Here is a 20935-nt window from a genome sequence, read left to right on the forward strand (position 1 = left end):
CAATGGAGAAATTTTTTAATGTAGGAAAGATTGTCAACACGCATGGAATCCGGGGCGAGGTAAGGGTGATCTCAAGAACGGACTTTCCAGAGGAGCGTTACAAAATAGGCAATACACTATTTTTATTCATGCCAGGTTCAAAGGATCCAGAGACATTGGTCGTGAAAAGCCACAGGACACATAAGAATTTCAATCTGCTGACATTTGAAGGCTTCGATAATGTCAATCAGGTTGAAAGGATGAGGGGCGGTATCCTCAAGGTTCCTGAGACACAGCGCGGTGAACTGGAGGAAGGCGAGTTCTACTTCCAGGATATTATCGGCTGCACAATGATGACCACCGATGGGGAAGAACTTGGCAAGGTAATCGAGATCCTCACGCCAGGTGCCAACGATGTATGGGTGGTTAAGGGAGAAAAAGGCAAGGAAGTCCTGATTCCGTATATTGAAGACATCGTGAAAAAAGTTGACGTCAAGGAAAAGATGATTGTGATTGAGCCGATGGAAGGGCTCCTCTCATGATGAATATCGATGTCCTTTCCATTTTTCCAGAAATGTTCGAAGGTGTATTTGGCCAGTCGATCTTGAAGAAGGCTGCTGAAAAAGGAGCTGCCAGGTATAATGTCGTCAACTTCCGAGATTATGCCGATAACAAGCATCAGACCGTTGATGATTATCCATACGGAGGCGGTGCCGGAATGGTCTTGAAGCCGCAGCCTATCTTTGATGCAGTAACAGGTTTAAAAGAACAGGCAAAAAGCACTTCGCCTAGAGTGATCCTGATGTGTCCTCAGGGGGAAAGGTATACACAGAAAAAAGCCGAAGAGTTGGCAAAGGAAGAACATTTGATTTTCATCTGCGGACATTATGAGGGATATGACGAACGCATCCGTGAGCATGTCATCACCGATGAGATTTCGATCGGCGATTATGTCCTCACAGGCGGCGAGCTCGGGGCAATGGTCGTGATCGACAGCGTTGTGCGCCTGCTCCCGGGTGTACTGGGCAGTGAAGAGTCCCATATCCAGGATTCTTTCAGCACAGGGCTGCTAGAGCACCCGCACTATACCAGACCGGCAGACTTCCGGGGGATGAAAGTTCCGGATGTGCTCGTCTCCGGCAATCATAAGCTGATTGAAGAATGGCGGATGAAGGAAAGTCTTAGAAGGACGCTGAGCCGGAGGCCTGATCTTCTTGAAGAAGCAGATTTGACTGATCAGCAAAAAAAATGGCTGGATGAGCTGATAAAACTTAATGAATAATATTGCAGTCAGTCCCTGTTTATGTTAAGATACTTCTTGTGGCTAAAAGCAATCGTGCTGGATGTCGCTTATAACAATGTTCCGCTGCAAAGAAAGTATGCAAGAGCATTCGTGGGAGGAGTTGAAAACGATGCAACAATTAATCGAAGAAATCACAAAAGCACAACTTCGCACTGATCTTCCATCTTTCCGTCCTGGTGACACTGTACGTGTACACGTTAAGGTTGTTGAGGGAACTCGCGAACGTATCCAGTTGTTTGAAGGTGTAGTGATTAAGCGTCGTGGTGGTGGAATCAGCGAAACTTTTACAGTACGTAAGGTTTCTTACGGAGTAGGCGTTGAGCGTACTTTCCCTGTTAACACACCAAAAATTGCGAAGCTTGAAGTAATCCGCCGCGGTAAAGTCCGCCGTGCGAAACTTTACTACCTGCGTAACCTGCGCGGTAAAAAAGCTCGTATCAAAGAAATTCGATAAGAATGAATGTCAAAAAGGAGCTTGCCTAGCCAAGCTCCTTTTTCATTACAAATTGCCTGAATGAAAATTTATTTTAAAAAATCATCGCCCATCGTGTTTATCTTGACTGACTTATGTAAAATAAAGTTATGTACCTAAACTACATTTATTTTGGAATGGTGGGAAAAGAATGGCCGAAAAAAAGAAAAACGAACTATGGGAATGGACGAAGGCACTGCTGATTGCTGTCGTGCTCGCAGCAGTGATCCGATACTTTTTATTTGCCCCAATCGTAGTGGACGGATTATCGATGATGCCGACTCTCCATGACCAGGACCGAATGATCGTAAATAAGCTGAGCTATAAAGTGGGGGAGCCTGAAAGATTTGATATCATTGTCTTTCATGCACCAGAGAACAAAGATTACATAAAAAGAGTCATCGGCCTTCCAGGCGATAAAATAGAATACAAAAATGACACGCTGTATGTGAATGGCAAAGCATATGAAGAACCATACTTGGAAGAATATAAAAAACAGGTGATTGATGGGCCCCTGACAGACCCATTCACGCTGGAAGAGAAGATTGGCAGTGAAACAGTCCCTGAAGGGCATCTGTTCGTCATGGGCGATAACCGTCGTTTCAGTAAGGACAGCCGTCACATAGGCACTGTTCCATTCGAAAAGGTATTGGGAAAAACAAATGTCATTTACTGGCCGATTGAAGATATCCGGACAATAGACTAGTATTTGAACTGCCGCCGTATTGAAAGTTGTAAACAGATAGGAGGTGGCTGCTTTGACGATCCAATGGTTTCCTGGCCATATGGCCAAGGCTCGCAGAGAGGTCACGGAAAAATTAAAGCTTGTCGATGTCATATTTGAACTGGTGGATGCCAGGATTCCATACTCATCCAGAAATCCAATGATTGATGAAATCATCCAGCATAAGCCAAGAATAGTTTTATTGAACAAAGCAGATATGGCCGACAAAGCTGTCACCGATCAGTGGCTGCGCTATTATCGTGAAAAAGGGATAACTGCACTTGCAATTAATTCACAGGCCGGGACAGGCTTAAAGCAAATTGTCCAGGAATCAAAGGTCCTGCTTAAGGATAAACTTGACCGCTTAAAGTCTAAAGGAGTCAAGCCAAGAGCAATCCGGGCGATGATCGTCGGGATTCCGAACGCAGGGAAATCGACATTGATCAACCGCCTTGCCGGAAAAAATATTGCCCAGACCGGGAACAGGCCGGGTGTGACGAAGGCCCAGCAGTGGATCAAGGTAGGAAAAGAACTTGAACTCCTTGATACTCCAGGAATCCTCTGGCCAAAATTTGAGGATCAGGAAGTAGGGACTAAGCTCGCGATAACAGGGGCAATCAAGGATACCATTCTCAATCTTCAGGATTTAACCGTATATGCATTAAGGTTCCTGGAAAAGCAATACCCTGAGCGGCTGCAGGAAAGGTACAAGCTTTCCTCGCTCCCTGAGGATATTGTTGAACTTTTCGACGAGATTGGCGATTTCCGGGGCTGCAAAATGGCTGGCGGTTATGTTGACTATGACAAAGTGGCTGAACTGGTAATCAGGGAAATACGCACTGAAAAATTAGGTCCTCTTTCCTTTGAAAGACCTCAAGACCTGTTGAATGAAGATGCAGATAAACAAGAAGAAAATTGAAGGTCCTGATTTCAGGACCTTTATTTTTCTTTCTTCTTGCCGATACATAATAAAGAACATAACTAGGGGAAATTGGATATGGAAAAATGGACAATTGGCGAAATTGATCAGGTGCTATTCAGTAAAGAGAAAGTGGATAGGGAATTCATTGAGGAATTAAAAAAAGACAACCGCAAAGGTGTTCAAAAACTCATCATGAAATGGGAGAAGCAAGAAGCGCAAAAAGAACTGATCCACAGGCAGTTCGTTGAGATGACATCTTTTGAAAGGAAGTATCGGTCCCAGGGTTTCAGGTTTCTTGCCGGTATTGATGAAGCCGGCCGCGGACCGCTAGCTGGCCCGGTTGTAGCTGGGGCAGTCATCCTGCCGGAGGATTTTTACCTTCCGGGCCTCAATGATTCTAAGAAACTGACAGAAGCGAAAAGGGAAGAATATTTTAAAATCATTAATGACCAAGCTCTTGCTGTCGGTATTGGAATCATCGAAGCTGCCGAAATAGATGAAATCAATATTCTTGAGGCGAGTAAAAAAGCGATGCTCCATGCGGCAGCCCAATTGGAAATTAATCCTGATTTTCTATTGATTGATGCAGTCAAGCTGGTGACACCTTATCCCTTTGAAGCATTAATCAAAGGAGATGCCAGAAGCATCTCCATAGCCGCGGCTTCGGTCATTGCAAAGGTGACAAGGGACCGGCTGATGAAGGAGCTGGGTCTTCGATTCCCGCAATATGGCTTTCAGGCAAATATGGGTTATGGAACTGCTGAGCATTTGAATGCCCTGAGAGAACACGGCGTTACAGACCATCACCGGAAGACCTTCGCTCCGGTAAGAGAGTGTATTCAGTAGAACTTGGCAAAGCGGGTGAACCATGGAAACAGGAGCGCTTAAAAGTTTATTTAACCAAAAGACAACACAGCAAACAAAAATAACCGAATTCCGACCAGGGCAAATCATCAATGGAAAAATCATTAAGCTATACCCTGATCAAGTAGCTGAAGTTCAAATCGGGAACCAAAAAATGGTCGCCCAATTAGAAGTGCCGTTATCTGCAAATGAACGCTATTGGTTTCAGGTTCAGCCAGGAGAAGGAAAGGTCCATTTAAAGCTGATTAGTTCAAGTGCTGAGGAGAAGGGCCAGCCAGGGAACCTGGCCAGGGTCCTGGCTGAATTCGGATTGCAGCCGACAAAGGAAAACCTGGATCTTGTCCGTTTTTTCATCAAGGAACAGCTCCCTGTCAATGGTGAGCTTCTTAAACTCGCGTCAGAATGGTTAAAATCGGCTGAATCCCGGACTGCAGGCCAGGATGCCATAAAGATGCTGCTGACAAGGGGGATGCCTTTAACCAAGACTGCATTTGAGGCCCTTTATACAGCCACGAAGGAACAGTCGCTGGTTATGCTTATGGAACAGCTCGGAAAGTCCCTGGAGGCAGCAGAAGACACGGATACAGTTGCAAGCCTGAAAAAGCTATTGGATGAGATGCTGCCAGCAAACAGGGCTATATCCTCTGCAGCCGCTTTGAACCATCTTGCTTCAGCTTGGCTCGGCAGCAATGGGAAGGAAAGCGAAGCCGCTTTGGGACTGCTTCAACAGTACGGAGCGATTCCGGCAAAAAGCAGTGAAAGCAATGTTTTGCAGCAGCTGTTATCGAATCTTCAAAATTTGGATGTAGAAGAAAAGAATTTGCCAGAAGGATTGAAATTTGTTAAGACTGTCTTAACGCTTATCGAGAAGGGAGACAGTTTCTCCGTACGGCAGATCATGGCAAGCTTCAACCCTGATAAATCATTTCCTGTAAACAATGTCGCAGACTCGCTTCATTTCATTTTTGACAGGACAAATGGAAAGGACACGAATGTGCAAACCGGACTCCTTGCCTTTAAACAGCTATTATCACACGCCAATGTCAACGGTGCGATGTCCTTCATACTTGCGGGGGAAGCAGACTGGGAACAAGCAGGAATAAAACTGCTGGAGGCTGCAGGAAGGCAGCAGCAAGCCCGTACAGGGGGAATGCATGCCCAGCTGTTATCGGAAGCCGCGGGCAAAGCAGAGCCGGCACCTGCACTTCAGGAAAACGGAATCTCACTTCTGTCGGATGCAAGGATAAAAGGATATCTTTCTGCTCTGGGCCTCTCTTACGAACACCATCTTAGTGAAGTCATGAAGGAGGGCGAGGTGGGAAAAGCGCAGGTCCCAGATACACTTAAATCACTGACACTTCGATTGTTGAATGAAAATCCTCCTCAGGCTGTCAAAGACGCTGCAGAGCCGCTGTTAAATAAACTCACAGGCTTCCAGCTGCTGTCGCAGGAAGCAGGCCCAATTCAGCAGCTCGTGGTCCAGGTCCCTTTTATTCTGGGAGGGAAGACAAGTGAACTCTCGATGCAGTGGAGTGGGAAAAGGACTGAAGATGGCAAAATAGACGCTGATTTTTGCCGTGTCCTCTTTTACCTGAAGCTACAGCACCTTGACGATACCATTATCGATATGCAAGTTCAGAATCGAGTCATGAGCATACAGATTTTTAATGATCAACCCGATCTTAAGAAAATGGCCGAACAGATGACGCCGTTATTGAAAAAAAAGTTGGCTGAATTGGATTATCAGCTGTCTGCTGTTCACTTCCATGTCCCAGGGCGATCTAAGGCTGGAAGGAATCAGCGCAGTCTATCAGAATTATATGGGCAAAAAGAATATTATGGAGTGGATATTAAAATATGAAAACTCCTAAGCATACAAGAAAGACAGCTGTTGCTCTGGGGTATAACGCGGGAAGCATGGATGCCCCAAAAGTGATGGCGAAGGGAAAGGGCCTTGTGGCTCAGCAAATCATCGAAAAAGCAAAGGATCATGATATTCCCATCCAGGAAGACCCATCATTGGTTGAAGTATTGTCGCAGCTGGAATTAAATGAGAGAATACCAGAAGAACTGTACCAGGCAGTGGCCGAGGTTTTTTCCTATATCTATCATCTTGACCAGCAAGCAGGGAAACGAAATTAATATTTTCAATCAATAAAAATAGTTTTTCCATCCAGGAATTTCAATGCTAAAAGCCGGGAAAGGTTATCATCCCGGCTTTTTATAATAGCATTCAATCACAATGAAACTTTTTTACAATATTTAAAAACGGGAAATATTTAAATCATAAAGGTAGACAATCAATATTTCATTATATAAAATGAAAGCGCAGTCTATTTTTTAAAAATTTAAATGAATTATATTTTCTACTTAGGAAAACATTTTCAGGCCATAGTCTGGCCATGAAACGATGAAGTTTTTCTAATAGATAGGAGGATGGGAAATGAATGTCCATGAGTATCAAGGAAAAGAAATCCTCAGAAAATATGGGGTAAAAGTACCTAATGGGAAGGTTGCTTTTACAGTTGATGAAGCTGTTGAAGCGGCTAAAGAGCTTGGTACGTCAGTAGTAGTCGTAAAAGCTCAGATCCATGCCGGCGGAAGGGGTAAAGCTGGCGGTGTCAAGGTTGCGAAAAACCTTGACGAAGTGCGTACATATGCTTCCGAAATCCTGGGCAAGACGCTGGTTACTCACCAGACTGGACCAGAAGGCAAGGAAGTAAAACGTCTGTTGATTGAAGAAGGCTGTGACATCAAGAAGGAGTACTACGTAGGTCTTGTACTTGACCGCGCGACTTCACGAGTTGTCCTGATGGCTTCAGAAGAGGGCGGAACGGAAATTGAAGAAGTTGCAGAAGCGACTCCTGAAAAAATCTTCAAAGAAGAAATCGATCCTGTGCTAGGCTTGATGCCATATCAGGCTCGCCGTATCGCTTTCAATATCAACATTCCTAAAGAGCTTGTCAACCAGGCTGTTAAATTCATGATGGGCTTATATACTGCGTATATCGAAAAAGATTGCTCAATCGCTGAAATCAACCCGCTTGTTGTTACAGGTGACGGACAGGTAATGGCTCTTGACGCTAAACTAAACTTCGATGCGAATGCTCTTTATCGTCAGAAGGATGTCCTTGAGTACCGCGACCTGGAAGAAGAGGATCCAAAAGAAATTGAAGCATCCAAGTATGACTTGAGCTATATTTCTTTGGATGGCAACATCGGCTGCATGGTTAACGGTGCCGGACTTGCGATGGCAACAATGGACATCGTCAAGCATTACGGCGGAGACCCTGCCAACTTCCTTGATGTTGGGGGCGGTGCTACTGCAGAGAAAGTAACAGAAGCATTCAAAATCATCCTTTCAGATCCAAATGTTAAGGGTATCTTTGTTAATATCTTCGGCGGCATCATGAAGTGTGATGTCATCGCTACAGGTGTCGTGGAAGCAGCCAAGCAGGTTGGTCTTGAAGTGCCACTTGTCGTCCGCCTGGAAGGTACTAACGTTGATCTTGGAAAACAGATTCTGAACGAATCTGGCTTGAATATCATTGCTGCTGAATCAATGGCAGACGGCGCTGAAAAAATCGTTTCATTAGTTAAGTAGGATCGAAAGGAGAGAATTTGACGTGAGCGTATTCATTAATAAAGATACAAAGGTCATTGTTCAAGGAATTACGGGTTCTACAGCCCTTTTCCATACAAAACAAATGCTTGAATATGGTACAAAAATTGTTGGGGGAACATCTCCTGGCAAGGGCGGTTCAGAAGTAGAAGGCGTTCCTGTATTCAACACAGTAAAAGAAGCTGTTGAAACGACTGGTGCTAACGCGTCTGTTATCTATGTGCCTGCTCCATTCGCAGCAGATGCGATCATTGAAGCTGTAGATGCTGAGCTTGATCTGGCAATCTGTATCACAGAGCATATCCCAGTATTGGATATGGTCAAGGTAAAACGTTATATGGAAGGCAAGAAGACTCGCCTGGTAGGCCCTAACTGCCCTGGTGTCATTACTCCTGACGAGTGCAAGATCGGCATCATGCCTGGTTATATCCATACTAAAGGGCATGTCGGTGTTGTATCACGTTCCGGAACATTGACATACGAAGCTGTACACCAGTTGACTCAGGCTGGAATTGGCCAATCCACAGCTGTAGGTATCGGCGGAGACCCGGTAAACGGAACAAACTTCATCGATGTTCTAAAAGCATTCAATGAAGATCCTGAAACGTACGCTGTTATCATGATTGGTGAGATCGGCGGTACGGCTGAAGAAGAAGCGGCTGAGTGGGTCAAGGCACACATGACCAAACCAGTTGTCGGCTTCATAGGCGGAAGAACGGCTCCTCCAGGAAAGCGCATGGGTCACGCTGGTGCGATCATTTCAGGCGGAAAGGGTACTGCTGACGAAAAGATCCGTGTTATGAACGAATGCGGAATCAAGGTAGCTGATACTCCGTCTGTCATGGGTGAAACGCTGATCGGCGTATTGAAAGAACAAGGATTGTACGATAAGTGCAAAACACACTAATATAATCAAACAGGCAGTCCCTCTGAACAGAGGGGCTGTTTATTAATCCCTGGGGGGAAGAAAATGGACGAATTTAAAAGGAAACTGATTCAGCTTGTCCACAGCAGGCATGCGAGCTGGAAAACAATCTATTCCATCCTGAAATACGATGCATCCAGAAATATTAATGAAGAAACTCAATATGCCTTCAAAAATCAACCTCAAACACAACAACTCCAACGAGACCTTCAGCTCATATCCGTTGATCGACTTCTCTTTCAATACTCCTCACAAAATATCCATCTTATCACCATTTTTGATGCTGAATACCCTGAAAGACTCAAGAATATCTATCAGCCTCCATGGGTCCTTTTTGCTAAAGGTGATCTTTCTCTGCTGAAAATAGACAAAGCCCTGGCTGTAGTTGGCTCCAGGAATGCGACAGACTATGGGTTTAAGTCTATTGATTTCTTGTTTCCTTCATTAATAGAGAAGAATATTATGATTGTAAGCGGGCTTGCAAAAGGGATCGATGCGCATGCCCATAAAACAGCGATCAAACTTGTCGGTAAAACAATCGGAGTCATTGCCGGAGGTTTTCATCATCTATATCCCAGGGAAAATAGCAAGCTGGCAGAATATATGATGGAAAAGCAGCTCGTGGTATCGGAATATCCTCCTTCCACTTACCCGGCAAAATGGCATTTTCCGATGCGAAACAGGATTATCAGCGGCCTTTCAGAGGGTACACTGGTTATTGAGGCAAGAAAGAAGAGCGGTTCATTGATCACCGCAGATTTTGCTTTGAATGATGGTCGGAATGTATTTGCTGTTCCCGGAAGTATTCTGACACCAGATTCAGATGGAGTCCACTATTTGATTCAACAGGGCGCGAAATTGATAAAAAGTCCGGAGGATATCCTGGAGGAACTCGGAAACTAATCTGTAATGATAACAAAAGAATTGTATATAATGCTTAAAAAGCAGGAAGAATTGACGTTTTGGAGCTAAGATCGAACAGTTAAACTTGTTTTGAATTACCCCATTTTGGAAGAAAATTATGAATAAATCTCAGAAATTGCAACAAAAAGGTTGAAATAATTTTCAATCTGTTATACATTTTGCATCAGGTATTTTAAAATCCCCAAATCAGATGAAACCGTTTACTTTTAGGGTAAATTTGACAATTTTAAGATATGTATATAATAATTAATGATAATTTTATACCTCTAAGGAGGACAAATGGATGTCAGATTTTTTAGTAATCGTCGAATCGCCGGCCAAGGCTAAGACGATCGAGCGTTATCTTGGTAAAAAATATAAAGTGAAAGCTTCTATGGGCCATTTGATAGATTTGCCCAAGAGCCAAATGGGAATCGATACAGAAAATAACTATAACCCAAAATACATTACAATCAGGGGCAAGGGTCCCGTACTGAAAGAATTGAAATCTGCCGCTAAAAAGGCAAAGAAAGTCTATCTCGCGGCTGACCCCGACAGAGAAGGGGAAGCGATTGCCTGGCATTTAGCGCAAAGCCTTGAGGTTGATGTTCATTCCGATTGCCGGGTAGTATTCAATGAGATTACGAAGGATGCCATCAAGGAATCGTTCAAACACCCGAGGGCGATCAATATGGACCTGGTAGATGCCCAGCAGGCGCGCCGTGCATTAGACAGGCTGGTAGGATACAATATCAGCCCGCTCCTTTGGAAGAAGGTAAAGAAAGGGCTGAGTGCAGGCCGTGTTCAATCTGTCGCTTTAAGAATGATCATCGACCGCGAAAAAGAAATTGCGGCCTTTGAACCTGAAGAATATTGGACAATCGGTGCTGAATTCCTAAAAGGCAAAAATGCTTTTGAAGCTTCCTTTTATGGAATTGGCAAGGAAAAAGCCGAATTGAAATCTGAGGAAGATGTAAAGAACATCCTCAAGCAAGTGAAGGGGAACAAATTCTCAGTCGATTCAGTGACGAAGAAGGAAAGGAAAAGAAATCCAGCACCACCATTCATCACTTCTTCATTGCAGCAGGAAGCAGCAAGAAAACTTAATTTCCGTGCCAAGAAGACGATGATGCTTGCCCAACAGCTTTATGAAGGAATCGATCTTGGAAAAGAAGGAACAGTCGGTTTGATTACGTATATGAGAACGGACTCTACGAGGATTTCCGAGCTTGCCCAGGGAGAAGCAAAAGAGTATATCATTGGCGAATATGGCGAAAAATTTGTCCAAACCGAGCCGAGAAAAGAGAAGAAACAATCAAACGCTCAAGATGCCCATGAAGCGATCAGGCCAACGAGCACAATGAAAGTTCCGGAGAAGATTAAGGAATTTCTTTCAAGGGACCAGTACAGGCTTTATAAATTGATCTGGGAACGATTCGTAGCCAGCCAGATGGCTTCTGCGATCATGGATACGATGAGCGTTGATTTAAGGAATGGAGATATTACTTTCCGTGCGACCGGATCAAAGGTTAAATTTCCAGGTTTCATGAAGGTGTATGTAGAAGGAACGGATGACCAGGTTGAAGAAAAAGATAAATTCCTTCCTGACCTTAAAGAAGGAGACGAGGTCACCAAGAAAGATATTGAACCGAAACAGCACTTCACCCAGCCGCCTCCAAGGTATACAGAAGCCAGGCTCGTAAGGACGCTAGAAGAAATGGGAATCGGCCGGCCATCAACATATGCGCCAACTCTTGATACAATCCAGAAAAGGGGATATGTATCCCTTGATAATAAGCGGTTTGTACCGACAGAACTTGGCGAGGTCATTCATGAATTAATGATTGAATTCTTCCCGGAGATCCTGGATTTAGAGTTCACAGCTAAAATGGAAGAGAACCTTGACCATGTCGAGGAAGGAAAAATCAATTGGGTCAAGGTCATTGATGATTTTTATCGGGATTTTGAAAAGAGTCTTGAAGTAGCAGAGAAAGAAATGCAGGAAATTGAAATCAAGGATGAACCTGCAGGTGAGGATTGTGAACAATGCGGCTCGCCAATGGTCTTTAAGATGGGTCGTTACGGAAAGTTCATGGCTTGCAGCAATTTCCCTGAATGCCGGAACACGAAGGCAATTGTCAAGGATATAGGTGTCAAGTGCCCGAAATGCGAAGAGGGGAACATCATCGAACGAAAAAGCAAGAAACGCCGCATTTTCTACGGCTGTGACCGCTATCCTGAGTGTGACTTCCTATCATGGGACAAACCACTTGCACGGAAATGCCCGAAATGCGAAAATATGCTTGTCGAGAAGAAGCTTAAAAAGGGTGTCCAGGTTCAGTGTACAGAATGTGATTTCAAAGAAGAACCACAAAGCTAGAGTGAGCCATGGGCTCACTCTTTATGTTTGTAAAGAAGTTGCAAAGCGCCTTCACTGCCATGCCCTCCAGTGCTTGTGAGGGCTGATCAAGGCGCTTCCGCTTTTCTAAAAAATGAAACTTTTTTCTTTCTTTTTCGTAAAGAAAAGTGCAAAATGATACAGGTGTCAGGGAAAAGTAAGTAAGATGAGTATATAATAGAAGCTTTATGTAAAGGCAGATGGTATAATAAGCTTTTTGATAATGCTGTTCATGCGACTTTGCCTGATCTAGGAGCATTACATACTGTCTAAAAATGGTTTTTCACTAATTGATGACTTTTAATAGCAATGGAGGAAATAGATATGACAGAAGCAACAGTAAATGTCATTGGTGCCGGTCTTGCCGGAAGTGAAGCTGCCTGGCAGCTTGCCGAGAGAGGCATCAAAGTCAACCTATATGAAATGAGGCCGGTGAAGCAGACACCTGCCCACCATACCGATAAATTTGCCGAGCTGGTTTGCAGTAATTCTTTACGGGCGAATACATTGACAAATGCCGTAGGAGTATTAAAGGAAGAAATGAGAATGCTAAATTCTGTCATCATCGGAGCTGCAGACGCATGTGCTGTTCCAGCTGGCGGTGCTCTGGCTGTCGACCGGCATGAATTTGCTGCTCACGTAACGAATTCTGTAAAAGAGCATCCGAACGTAACGGTCATTAATGAAGAAATCACTGAAATTCCTGAAGGGCCTACCGTCATTGCCACCGGGCCATTGACAAGCCAAGCATTGTCCGAGCAATTGAAGCAGCTTACTGGGGAAGAATATCTATACTTTTATGATGCGGCTGCACCGATCCTCGAAAAGGAAAGCATCGATATGGATAAAGTCTACCTGAAATCCAGATATGATAAAGGCGAAGCTGCCTACCTTAACTGTCCAATGACAGAAGAAGAATTCGACAGATTTTACGAAGCGTTAATTACCGCTGAAACTGTTCCGTTGAAGGAATTCGAAAAGGAAGTCTTTTTCGAAGGCTGCATGCCGATTGAGGTTATGGCACAAAGAGGAAGAAAGACGATGCTGTTTGGCCCTATGAAACCAGTAGGTCTAGAGGATCCAAGAACAGGGAAAAGGCCATATGCTGTTGTCCAGCTGCGCCAGGATGATGCTGCGGGCACATTGTACAATATTGTTGGCTTCCAGACACATTTGAAATGGGGTCCGCAAAAAGAAGTGCTAAGGTTAATTCCGGGTCTTGAAAATGCTGAGATCGTCCGTTATGGTGTCATGCACCGCAACACGTTCATCAATTCTCCAAGAGTCCTTAAAGCGACATATCAATTCAGGAATAGAGAGGATTTATTTTTTGCGGGACAGATGACCGGTGTCGAAGGTTATGTAGAATCTGCTGCCAGCGGCTTGATTGCCGGAATCAATGCTGCACGTCTTGTCAAAGGGGAAGAGCCAGTTGAATTCCCGCATGAAACAGCGATGGGCAGTATGGCGAGATATATTACAACAACTAACGCAAAGAATTTCCAGCCGATGAACGCTAACTTTGGTCTTTTCCCTGATCTTCCAGAGAAAATCAAAGCCAAGCAGGAACGTAATGAAAAGCATGCTTCCAGAGCATTGGAAACAATTCAGAAATTTGTGAAAAATTTGTAATTTCTATTGCGAGGGCTATATAAATATGATACTATTTAGTAGCCCTTGTGAGGTGATAAGATGGAAGCAAATGTGAACAATTCTTTAAAGTTGTTTATTGAATATTTACAAATTGAGAAAAACTACTCACAATATACAATTGAACATTATCAACATGATATTAGGGGATTTTTTTTGTTCATGTCTGAACAAGGGCTGACAAGTCTGGATGATGTTGAGTATGCGGACACAAGGATTTACCTGACAAAATTATTTGATCAGCAGCTCTCCAGAAAATCAGTCGCGCGGAAGATTTCCTGCATGCGCAGCTTTTATAAGTTTTTGCTTCGTGAGAAAATGGTCGGTGACAATCCATTTTCGCTTGTATCCATCCCGAAACTGGAAAAGCGGCTGCCGGATTTTTTTTATGAAGAGGAACTATCTCAGCTGTTCAAAGCATGTGAAACCGAAACAGCACTTGGAAAAAGGAACAATGCACTCCTGGAGCTGCTTTATGCAACGGGAATCCGTGTAGGTGAGTGCTGTAAAATACAGGTGAAGGAAGTGGATTTGTCTCTTTCGACTGTTTTGGTTCATGGAAAAAGGAAAAAGGATCGATATGTGCCTTTCGGAAGTTTTGCTCAGGATGCGATTGAAGACTACATAAAGAATGGGAGGCCAGACTTGCTGAACGGCAAGGATGATCATGGCCAATTGTTCGTAAACTTCCGTGGAGGCCCTCTTTCAGACAGAGGGATCAGGGAAATTCTGAACAAACTAATTGAAAAGTCTGCCCTTACCGGTAAAATCCATCCGCATAAATTGCGGCATTCCTTTGCGACACATATGATGAGCAACGGAGCTGATATGAGGACTGTCCAGGAGCTTCTGGGGCATGCCTTCCTGTCTTCGACGCAAGTATATACCCATGTTACAAAGGAACACTTACGCAATATTTATATGTCACACCACCCGAGGGCATAAGCCAAAAGGAGGACGAAAAGATGTCGGAATTCCATGCCACTACGATATTTGCTGTTCAACATAAAGGGCAATGCGCCATGTCAGGCGATGGTCAGGTTACCATGGGCAATGCTGTAGTGATGAAACACACAGCAAAGAAGGTCCGGAAGTTGTTTAATGGTAAAGTAATTGCAGGTTTTGCTGGTTCGGTAGCTGATGCGTTCACCTTGTTTGAAAAGTTCGAAGGCAAGCTGGAGGAATACAACGGCAATCTTCAGAGGGCTGCTGTGGAGCTTGCCAAACAGTGGAGGAGCGACAAAGTCCTCCGACAGCTTGAAGCCATGCTGATCGTAATGAATGAAAGTGGTATGCTTCTCATTTCCGGAACTGGTGAAGTCATCGAACCTGATGACGGCATTCTTGCCATCGGCTCTGGCGGGAATTATGCCTTGTCTGCTGGCCGTGCGTTAAAGCAATATGCTGGGGACCATCTGACAGCTAAAGATATCGCGAAGTCTTCATTGGAAATTGCAGCTGATATTTGTGTCTACACAAACCACAATATCATTGTGGAAGAACTGTAATGATAAAAAGGAGTGATGAGTGTGAAACAAACAACAAATTTAACTCCAAGGCAGATCGTTGAAAAGCTGGACCAGTATATAATCGGACAAAAGGATGCAAAAAAAGCGGTGGCAGTTGCTCTTAGGAACAGGTATCGCCGTGGATTGCTCGCTGAAAATATCAGGGATGAGATCATTCCCAAGAACATCCTGATGATTGGACCCACGGGCGTCGGTAAAACGGAAATTGCCAGAAGGATGGCTAAATTGGTTGGCGCTCCTTTCGTCAAGGTTGAAGCCACCAAATTTACCGAAGTCGGCTATGTGGGCCGTGATGTCGAGTCAATGGTCAGGGATCTGGTCGAAACATCAATCAGACTTGTGAAAGAAGAGAAGATGGAGAAGGTCAAGGAACCAGCGGAAGAGAATGCAAATCGCCGTCTCGTTGAGCTCCTTGTCCCATCAGCGAAAAAATCGGTGAATTATAAAAATCCTTTGGAAATGCTCTTTGGCGGCAGCCAGCAGCAGCCTGAACAAGAAACAAGCCAGTCCGAGGATATGGGATTATTCGAAAAACGGAAAATCATTAAGCAAAGGCTCGAACAAGGAGAGCTTGAAGATGAGCTGGTAACCGTTGAAGTCGAAGAGCAGGCGCCTTCCATGTTTGATATGCTCCAGGGCTCCGGGATGGAACAAATGGGGATGAACATGCAGGATGCATTAAGCGGCCTGATGCCAAAGAAACGGAAGAAACGGAAACTTCCTGTACGTGAGGCAAGGAAATTGCTGATCAACGAGGAAGCGCAAAAGCTGATCGATATGGATGAGGTTACGCAGGAAGCTACATATCGTGCTGAGCAGGCGGGTATCATTTTCATTGATGAAATTGACAAAATCGCCAGCAAGAATTCCGGCGGTTCCAGTGCGGACGTCTCTCGAGAGGGTGTTCAACGAGACATCCTGCCTGTAGTGGAAGGTTCGACGGTCAACACGAAATATGGTCCTGTCAAAACAGATCACATCTTATTCGTCGCTGCAGGTGCCTTCCATATGGCAAAACCGTCTGATCTGATACCGGAACTGCAAGGTCGTTTCCCGATTCGCGTCGAGCTCACCAAGCTGACTGTTGATGATTTCTATCGGATTCTGGTTGAACCAGATAATGCATTGACAAAGCAATATGAAGCTTTATTGGAAACAGAAGGTATACAAATTGAATTTTCTGACGATGCTATTCGTAAGATAGCAGAAGTCGCATTCGAAGTGAATCAGAATACGGATAATATTGGAGCCAGAAGGCTGCAGACGATTCTGGAGAAGCTTCTTGAAGATCTGAGCTTTGAAGCACCAGACATCAATATGGAGAAGGTAGCGATCACTCCGCAATATGTTGAAGAAAAACTGGGCGCTATCTCAAGAAATAAGGATTTAAGCCAGTTCATATTATAATGGTTAACCGTTTTAATGCATACTCAATAGGGTAGACAAATAAAGGCTGCCTATTGTGCTAAAGCATTGAAACAAGCCATTATTAAAATAAACGTTATTTTTGTTTGAAGCAAATAGGAGGAAGAAACAATGGACTTACTATCAAAAACGAGAAAAATTAATGCCCTGCTCCAAAAAGCTGCCGGTAAACCGGTGAACTTCAAAGAAATGTCAGAAACACTAAGTGAAGTAATCGAAGCAAATATCTTTGTTGTCAGCCGCAGAGGGAAGCTGCTAGGCGTCGGAATCAATCAGCAAATTGAAAACGAGCGCATGGTAAAAATGCTTGAAGACCGCCAGTTCCCTGAAGAGTATACAAAGAATCTATTCAACATCCAGGAGACATCTCCGAATTTGGATGTGGACAGTGAGTATACAGCATTCCCTGTTGAAAACAGAGAGTTATTCAAGAATGGATTGACAACAATTGTGCCAATCATCGGCGGCGGCGAGCGACTTGGAACATTAATCCTTGCTCGTCTGGAAGAACAGTTCCATGACGATGATCTTATCCTTGCCGAATACGGCGCAACTGTTGTAGGAATGGAAATCCTGCGTGAAAAGGCTGAAGAGATCGAGGATGAAGCACGAAGCAAAGCTGTCGTCCAGATGGCAATCAGCTCACTATCGTACAGCGAACTTGAAGCAATCGAGCACATCTTTGAAGAACTTAACGGAAAAGAAGGCTTGCTTGTTGCATCAAAAATCGCAGACAGAGTCGGCATCACTCGTTCTGTCATCGTAAACGCATTGCGTAAGCTGGAAAGCGCCGGCGTCATTGAATCCCGTTCTTTAGGTATGAAAGGAACATACATTAAAGTATTGAACGATAAGTTCTTGTTTGAGCTAGAAAAACTTAAAAATAACTAAAAGAAAAATCCGCTGACCTCAGCGGATTTTTTTTGGTCTTATTTGGTGAGTCATGATCTAAGCAACCATTGAAATATTACAAAAAGATTGCGGCTTTTTTACACGGGTGCATTCATGGATTGTATTTCTACAGGAAAAAATAAAGAAAATAATGGAAAATAAATAATTACTTATGGGTATTTTAACCCGACTGCGTAACTTTTAAGGAATATTATTTAATGCTTTTTTCCTGGTTAACTAATAAAACTTTACAAAAAAATGGGTGGTTTTTTAAAAAATATAAATAAAAGTAAACACATAGGTCTTTTGTCCTGTTTTGTAAAATGAGCAATATGCATGATAAAAATTAACTGAAAGTACATAGACAGATTATTTCAGATTCTTTACAATTAGTGATAGATTGACGAAATTCACCAAGGAATTACAAATTTCAGCAAAATCATCCTGTTTTGTAAATGAGAGGTGCAAAAATGAAATTGTTTTCAAATACGGTATCGACGCTGGAACATGCGCTAAACTACTCTTCTGCAAAGCAGAAAGTTATTTCGCAAAATATTGCCAATGTTGATACGCCTAACTATAAAGCGAAGGATGTGTCTTTCAAAGCGGTATTTCAGGATGTTATGGGGCAATCCTTTCAAGCGCATAAATCGGACTTACGACATTATGACTTCACCAGCAGACCAAGCCGTATGCCGGGAGTCATCAATAAACCAAACGTCAATTATAACGAGAATGGGAATAGCGTTGATTTGGATAAAGAAATGGCCGATATGGCAACAAACCAAATTTACTATAATGCGCTGACTGAGAGGATCAATGGGAAATTCAATACGCTCCAATCCGTCATAAGGGGAGGCAAGTAGGAATGACAATCTTTCATAGCATGGATACGACAGCATCTGCGTTAACTGCGCAGCGTCTAAGAATGGACGTCATCTCCTCCAATATGGCGAATGTCGATTCCACAAGAGGTGTGAATGGAGAGCCTTATCGCAGGAAGATGGTTGTCATGCAGCCAAAGGAAGGAAGCTTCTCTTCATTCCTAAATAAAGCCATGGGAAAAACGGACGGATCAGGAGCTGGAAATGGAGTTAAAGTAACAAGAATCATAGAGGACAGAGAAAATCCTCTCAAAATGGTATATGATCCAGAGCATCCCGATGCTGATGCAGATGGCTACGTTGCATATCCTAATGTGGACCCTTTAAGGGAGATGGTGGACTTAATAAGTGCCACTCGTTCGTATGAAGCAAACGTTACAGTTTTCAACGCCTCAAAGGGCATGATGATGAAAGCACTTGAAATTGGAAAGTAAGGAGATAACTAAATGAATACAGCTGGGATCAATTCGGTAACCCAAATGGTCAAGCCTTTTGAAACAAAAGGGTCTGCTCCCACACCTACACCATACGAAGCGCAGAAAAGTTTTTCGTCCGTACTTAAGCAATCAATTGAAAATTTAAATGAAACTCAGCTTCAATCCGATGTGCTGACCGAAAAACTTGCTCGTGGAGAAAATATTGACCTTCACCAGGTGATGATCGCAAGCCAAAAGGCGAGCATTACACTGCAGGCAACCATGGAAGTCAGAAATAAAGTGATCGAAGCATATCAAGAAATGATGAGAATGCAAGTTTAATATTATTGGCTAAAAACTAAGATTAGATCGGTTATTAGCTGTATAAAAAGAAGAGACATAATAACCGGGGGATTGAAATGAAAGAAACCGTTCAAAAGTATATACATACAATGAAGGATTTCTGGCAAGGGCGCACCAGAAAACAAAAAATAAGTATTGGGGCGTCTATTTTCTTTATTTTGACCGTTGCCGTCCTAACCGCTTTTTTGGCCACAAGGACTTCCCTAGTGCCGCTTTATAGCAATCTATCACCCGCCGAGACGGGAACAATCAAAGAAAGTCTTGATGCCAGGGGCATTAAATCAGAAATAACGGATGGCGGAAAAACCATTATGGTTCCCGAAGAGTCAGTCGATAGCTTGAAAGTAGAGCTGGCCGCTGAAGGGATTCCGAAGTCGGGCAGTATCGATTATTCATTCTTTAGCCAGAACGCAGGCATGGGCATGACAGATAACGAGTTCAATGTACTGAAGCTTGAAGCCATGCAGACGGAATTGGCCAATTTGATGAAAGGAATCGATGGAGTCAATGATGCCAAGGTAATGATCAACCTTCCTGAAAAAGGAATATTTGTCAGTGATAATGAGGAGCCGGCTTCGGCATCCATCGTGCTCAACACCAGTCCGGGTTATCAATTTAAGGATGAACAGATCACTGCTCTTTACCATCTGGTAGCAAAAAGTGTTCCGAATCTTCCTACTGATAATATCGTCATCATGAATCAGTTTTTTGAGTACTTTGATTTAAAAAATGAAAAAAATTCCAGTGGCGCTACATTCGCCTCACAGCATGAAATTAAACAAGAGATTGAAAGAGATGTTCAGAGACAAGTCCAAAATATGCTCGGAACGCTAATGGGTCATGATAAAGTCGTTGTTTCAGTAACTGCCGATATTGACTTTACCCAGGAAAACAGGGAAGAAAACCTCGTTGAGCCTGTTGATAAAGAAAATATGGAAGGAATCGCAATCAGTGCCCAGCGGATTACAGAGACATTTACGGGTAATGCTGATCAGGCTGGAGGGATTCCTGAAGGAGGCAATCCTGGAGAAACGACTGGTTCCCAATACCTTGAGGGAGCGACCGGGAACGGTGACTATGAACGAGTGGAAGAAACCATTAATAATGAAGTAAGCAGGATCCGTAAAGAAATAACAGAAAGCCCGTACAAGGTGAGGGATTTGGGAATCCAGGTAATGGTTGAACCTCCGACTCCTGATGACCCTAATTCATTGCCTCAGGAAAGAAGAGAAGATATAACCAAAATCCTCGGTACGATTATCAGGACAACTATTGATAAAGATGCTCTTGGAACAGAGTTGACTGATGAGGTGATTGAGGACAAGGTTGTCGTTTCTGTCCAGCCGTTCAACGGAAAGGTCACATTCGATAATCAGGTTGTTGAAAAACTGCCTTGGTGGGTATACCTCATCGGCGGATTGCTGCTGGCGGTAATTGTCGTCCTGCTGCTGTTATTCATGAGATCAAGAAAGAACAAAGTGGAAGAAGAAGAGTATGTCATGGAAGAAAAGTATGAACCAATTCGTGTTCCTGATGTGAACAAGGAATTTGAAACAGAAGGCACAATGAAGAAAAAACAGCTGGAAAAAATGGCGAAAGAAAAGCCAGAGGATTTCGCAAAGCTATTGCGGACATGGATTTCTGAGGATTAGGAGGGGGACCAAC

Annotated in this window: 21 protein-coding genes; all 21 read left to right on the top strand. The window is 43.6% G+C overall.

Annotated elements, in window-relative coordinates; genetic code table 11:
• Positions 1–2 precede the first annotated feature (2 nt).
• The 21 genes from rimM to fliF all read left to right on the top strand — a co-directional run bounded on the left by rimM (position 3) and on the right by fliF (position 20922).
• Positions 3–521 carry a ribosome maturation factor RimM gene (rimM, locus tag J7E38_RS20400; RefSeq protein WP_214703978.1) on the top strand — a complete coding sequence of 173 codons (519 nt, stop codon included), beginning with the start codon at positions 3–5 and terminating at the stop codon, positions 519–521.
• Positions 521–1261, top strand: coding sequence for a tRNA (guanosine(37)-N1)-methyltransferase TrmD (gene trmD / locus J7E38_RS20405; protein ID WP_214704280.1), 741 nt, complete (start codon positions 521–523; stop codon positions 1259–1261). Before rimM ends, trmD begins: the two co-directional genes overlap by 1 nt.
• A 130-nt stretch (positions 1262–1391) precedes the next feature.
• On the top strand, positions 1392–1736 hold the full coding sequence (gene rplS / locus J7E38_RS20410) for a 50S ribosomal protein L19 (protein ID WP_214703980.1): 345 nt from the start codon (positions 1392–1394) through the stop codon (positions 1734–1736).
• A 169-nt stretch (positions 1737–1905) separates the two neighbouring features.
• Positions 1906–2460, top strand: a complete 555-nt coding sequence (lepB, locus tag J7E38_RS20415) for a signal peptidase I (RefSeq protein WP_214703985.1) — start codon at positions 1906–1908, stop codon at positions 2458–2460.
• A 52-nt stretch (positions 2461–2512) separates the two neighbouring features.
• The gene (gene ylqF, locus J7E38_RS20420; RefSeq protein WP_214703987.1) at positions 2513–3397 is read left to right on the top strand and encodes a ribosome biogenesis GTPase YlqF; all 885 of its coding nucleotides are present in this window, start codon (positions 2513–2515) and stop codon (positions 3395–3397) included.
• Between the two features lie 78 nt (positions 3398–3475).
• Positions 3476–4246 carry a ribonuclease HII gene (locus J7E38_RS20425; protein WP_214703988.1) on the top strand — a complete coding sequence of 257 codons (771 nt, stop codon included), beginning with the start codon at positions 3476–3478 and terminating at the stop codon, positions 4244–4246.
• A 22-nt stretch (positions 4247–4268) separates the two neighbouring features.
• Positions 4269–6125, top strand: coding sequence for a hypothetical protein (locus tag J7E38_RS20430; RefSeq protein WP_214703989.1), 1857 nt, complete (start codon positions 4269–4271; stop codon positions 6123–6125).
• Positions 6122–6406: an EscU/YscU/HrcU family type III secretion system export apparatus switch protein gene (locus J7E38_RS20435; RefSeq protein WP_214703990.1), complete on the top strand. Its 285-nt coding sequence runs from the start codon at positions 6122–6124 to the stop codon at positions 6404–6406. The genes J7E38_RS20430 and J7E38_RS20435 overlap by 4 nt, the downstream gene beginning before the upstream one ends.
• A 301-nt stretch (positions 6407–6707) precedes the next feature.
• The gene (gene sucC / locus J7E38_RS20440; protein ID WP_214703992.1) at positions 6708–7868 is read left to right on the top strand and encodes an ADP-forming succinate--CoA ligase subunit beta; all 1161 of its coding nucleotides are present in this window, start codon (positions 6708–6710) and stop codon (positions 7866–7868) included.
• A gap of 22 nt (positions 7869–7890) precedes the next feature.
• On the top strand, positions 7891–8793 hold the full coding sequence (sucD, locus tag J7E38_RS20445) for a succinate--CoA ligase subunit alpha (RefSeq protein WP_214703994.1): 903 nt from the start codon (positions 7891–7893) through the stop codon (positions 8791–8793).
• Between the two features lie 63 nt (positions 8794–8856).
• Entirely contained in the window at positions 8857–9714 is an 858-nt protein-coding gene (gene dprA / locus J7E38_RS20450; RefSeq protein WP_214703996.1) for a DNA-processing protein DprA, read from the top strand.
• Between the two features lie 304 nt (positions 9715–10018).
• Positions 10019–12094 (top strand): type I DNA topoisomerase, encoded by a 2076-nt coding sequence (topA, locus tag J7E38_RS20455; protein ID WP_214704003.1) that lies wholly within the window; start codon positions 10019–10021, stop codon positions 12092–12094.
• 342 nt (positions 12095–12436) lie between these two features.
• Positions 12437–13744, top strand: a complete 1308-nt coding sequence (trmFO, locus tag J7E38_RS20460; protein ID WP_214704005.1) for an FADH(2)-oxidizing methylenetetrahydrofolate--tRNA-(uracil(54)-C(5))-methyltransferase TrmFO — start codon at positions 12437–12439, stop codon at positions 13742–13744.
• Positions 13745–13804: 60 nt separating this feature from the next.
• Positions 13805–14707, top strand: a complete 903-nt coding sequence (gene xerC, locus J7E38_RS20465; protein ID WP_214704007.1) for a tyrosine recombinase XerC — start codon at positions 13805–13807, stop codon at positions 14705–14707.
• Between the two features lie 20 nt (positions 14708–14727).
• Positions 14728–15270 carry an ATP-dependent protease subunit HslV gene (gene hslV / locus J7E38_RS20470; protein ID WP_214704009.1) on the top strand — a complete coding sequence of 181 codons (543 nt, stop codon included), beginning with the start codon at positions 14728–14730 and terminating at the stop codon, positions 15268–15270.
• 15 nt (positions 15271–15285) lie between these two features.
• Complete coding sequence (hslU, locus tag J7E38_RS20475) at positions 15286–16698, top strand: ATP-dependent protease ATPase subunit HslU (protein WP_214704016.1); 1413 nt, start codon at positions 15286–15288, stop codon at positions 16696–16698.
• Positions 16699–16827: 129 nt separating this feature from the next.
• Complete coding sequence (gene codY / locus J7E38_RS20480) at positions 16828–17607, top strand: GTP-sensing pleiotropic transcriptional regulator CodY (RefSeq protein WP_214704018.1); 780 nt, start codon at positions 16828–16830, stop codon at positions 17605–17607.
• A 470-nt stretch (positions 17608–18077) separates the two neighbouring features.
• Positions 18078–18473 carry a flagellar basal body rod protein FlgB gene (gene flgB, locus J7E38_RS20485; protein WP_214704019.1) on the top strand — a complete coding sequence of 132 codons (396 nt, stop codon included), beginning with the start codon at positions 18078–18080 and terminating at the stop codon, positions 18471–18473.
• Between the two features lie 2 nt (positions 18474–18475).
• Positions 18476–18925 carry a flagellar basal body rod protein FlgC gene (gene flgC, locus J7E38_RS20490; RefSeq protein WP_214704020.1) on the top strand — a complete coding sequence of 150 codons (450 nt, stop codon included), beginning with the start codon at positions 18476–18478 and terminating at the stop codon, positions 18923–18925.
• 45 nt (positions 18926–18970) lie between these two features.
• A complete protein-coding gene (fliE, locus tag J7E38_RS20495) occupies positions 18971–19249 on the top strand; it encodes a flagellar hook-basal body complex protein FliE (protein ID WP_251030418.1) in 279 nt (92 codons plus the stop codon).
• A gap of 77 nt (positions 19250–19326) precedes the next feature.
• Positions 19327–20922 carry a flagellar basal-body MS-ring/collar protein FliF gene (gene fliF, locus J7E38_RS20500; protein WP_214704022.1) on the top strand — a complete coding sequence of 532 codons (1596 nt, stop codon included), beginning with the start codon at positions 19327–19329 and terminating at the stop codon, positions 20920–20922.
• The last annotated feature ends 13 nt before the right edge of the window (positions 20923–20935 follow it).

Origin of the sequence: Bacillus sp. ISL-35, assembly GCF_018613355.1 — a bacterium.
Classification (GTDB): domain Bacteria; phylum Bacillota; class Bacilli; order Bacillales; family Cytobacillaceae; genus Mesobacillus.

Bases quoted from the DNA above. Each gene is read 5' to 3' on its own strand.
- lepB (WP_214703985.1), top strand. From the start codon at position 1,906: ATGGCCGAAAAAAAGAAAAACGAACTATGGGAATGGACGAAGGCACTG.
- flgB (WP_214704019.1), top strand. From the start codon at position 18,078: ATGAAATTGTTTTCAAATACGGTATCGACGCTGGAACATGCGCTAAAC.
- topA (WP_214704003.1), top strand. From the start codon at position 10,019: ATGTCAGATTTTTTAGTAATCGTCGAATCGCCGGCCAAGGCTAAGACG.
- rimM (WP_214703978.1), top strand. From the start codon at position 3: ATGGAGAAATTTTTTAATGTAGGAAAGATTGTCAACACGCATGGAATC.
- sucC (WP_214703992.1), top strand. From the start codon at position 6,708: ATGAATGTCCATGAGTATCAAGGAAAAGAAATCCTCAGAAAATATGGG.
- fliE (WP_251030418.1), top strand. From the start codon at position 18,971: ATGGTCAAGCCTTTTGAAACAAAAGGGTCTGCTCCCACACCTACACCA.
- J7E38_RS20425 (WP_214703988.1), top strand. From the start codon at position 3,476: ATGGAAAAATGGACAATTGGCGAAATTGATCAGGTGCTATTCAGTAAA.
- J7E38_RS20430 (WP_214703989.1), top strand. From the start codon at position 4,269: ATGGAAACAGGAGCGCTTAAAAGTTTATTTAACCAAAAGACAACACAG.
- flgC (WP_214704020.1), top strand. From the start codon at position 18,476: ATGACAATCTTTCATAGCATGGATACGACAGCATCTGCGTTAACTGCG.
- rplS (WP_214703980.1), top strand. From the start codon at position 1,392: ATGCAACAATTAATCGAAGAAATCACAAAAGCACAACTTCGCACTGAT.
- xerC (WP_214704007.1), top strand. From the start codon at position 13,805: ATGGAAGCAAATGTGAACAATTCTTTAAAGTTGTTTATTGAATATTTA.
- J7E38_RS20435 (WP_214703990.1), top strand. From the start codon at position 6,122: ATGAAAACTCCTAAGCATACAAGAAAGACAGCTGTTGCTCTGGGGTAT.
- fliF (WP_214704022.1), top strand. From the start codon at position 19,327: ATGAAAGAAACCGTTCAAAAGTATATACATACAATGAAGGATTTCTGG.
- trmFO (WP_214704005.1), top strand. From the start codon at position 12,437: ATGACAGAAGCAACAGTAAATGTCATTGGTGCCGGTCTTGCCGGAAGT.
- trmD (WP_214704280.1), top strand. From the start codon at position 521: ATGAATATCGATGTCCTTTCCATTTTTCCAGAAATGTTCGAAGGTGTA.
- hslU (WP_214704016.1), top strand. From the start codon at position 15,286: ATGAGTGTGAAACAAACAACAAATTTAACTCCAAGGCAGATCGTTGAA.
- dprA (WP_214703996.1), top strand. From the start codon at position 8,857: ATGGACGAATTTAAAAGGAAACTGATTCAGCTTGTCCACAGCAGGCAT.
- hslV (WP_214704009.1), top strand. From the start codon at position 14,728: ATGTCGGAATTCCATGCCACTACGATATTTGCTGTTCAACATAAAGGG.
- codY (WP_214704018.1), top strand. From the start codon at position 16,828: ATGGACTTACTATCAAAAACGAGAAAAATTAATGCCCTGCTCCAAAAA.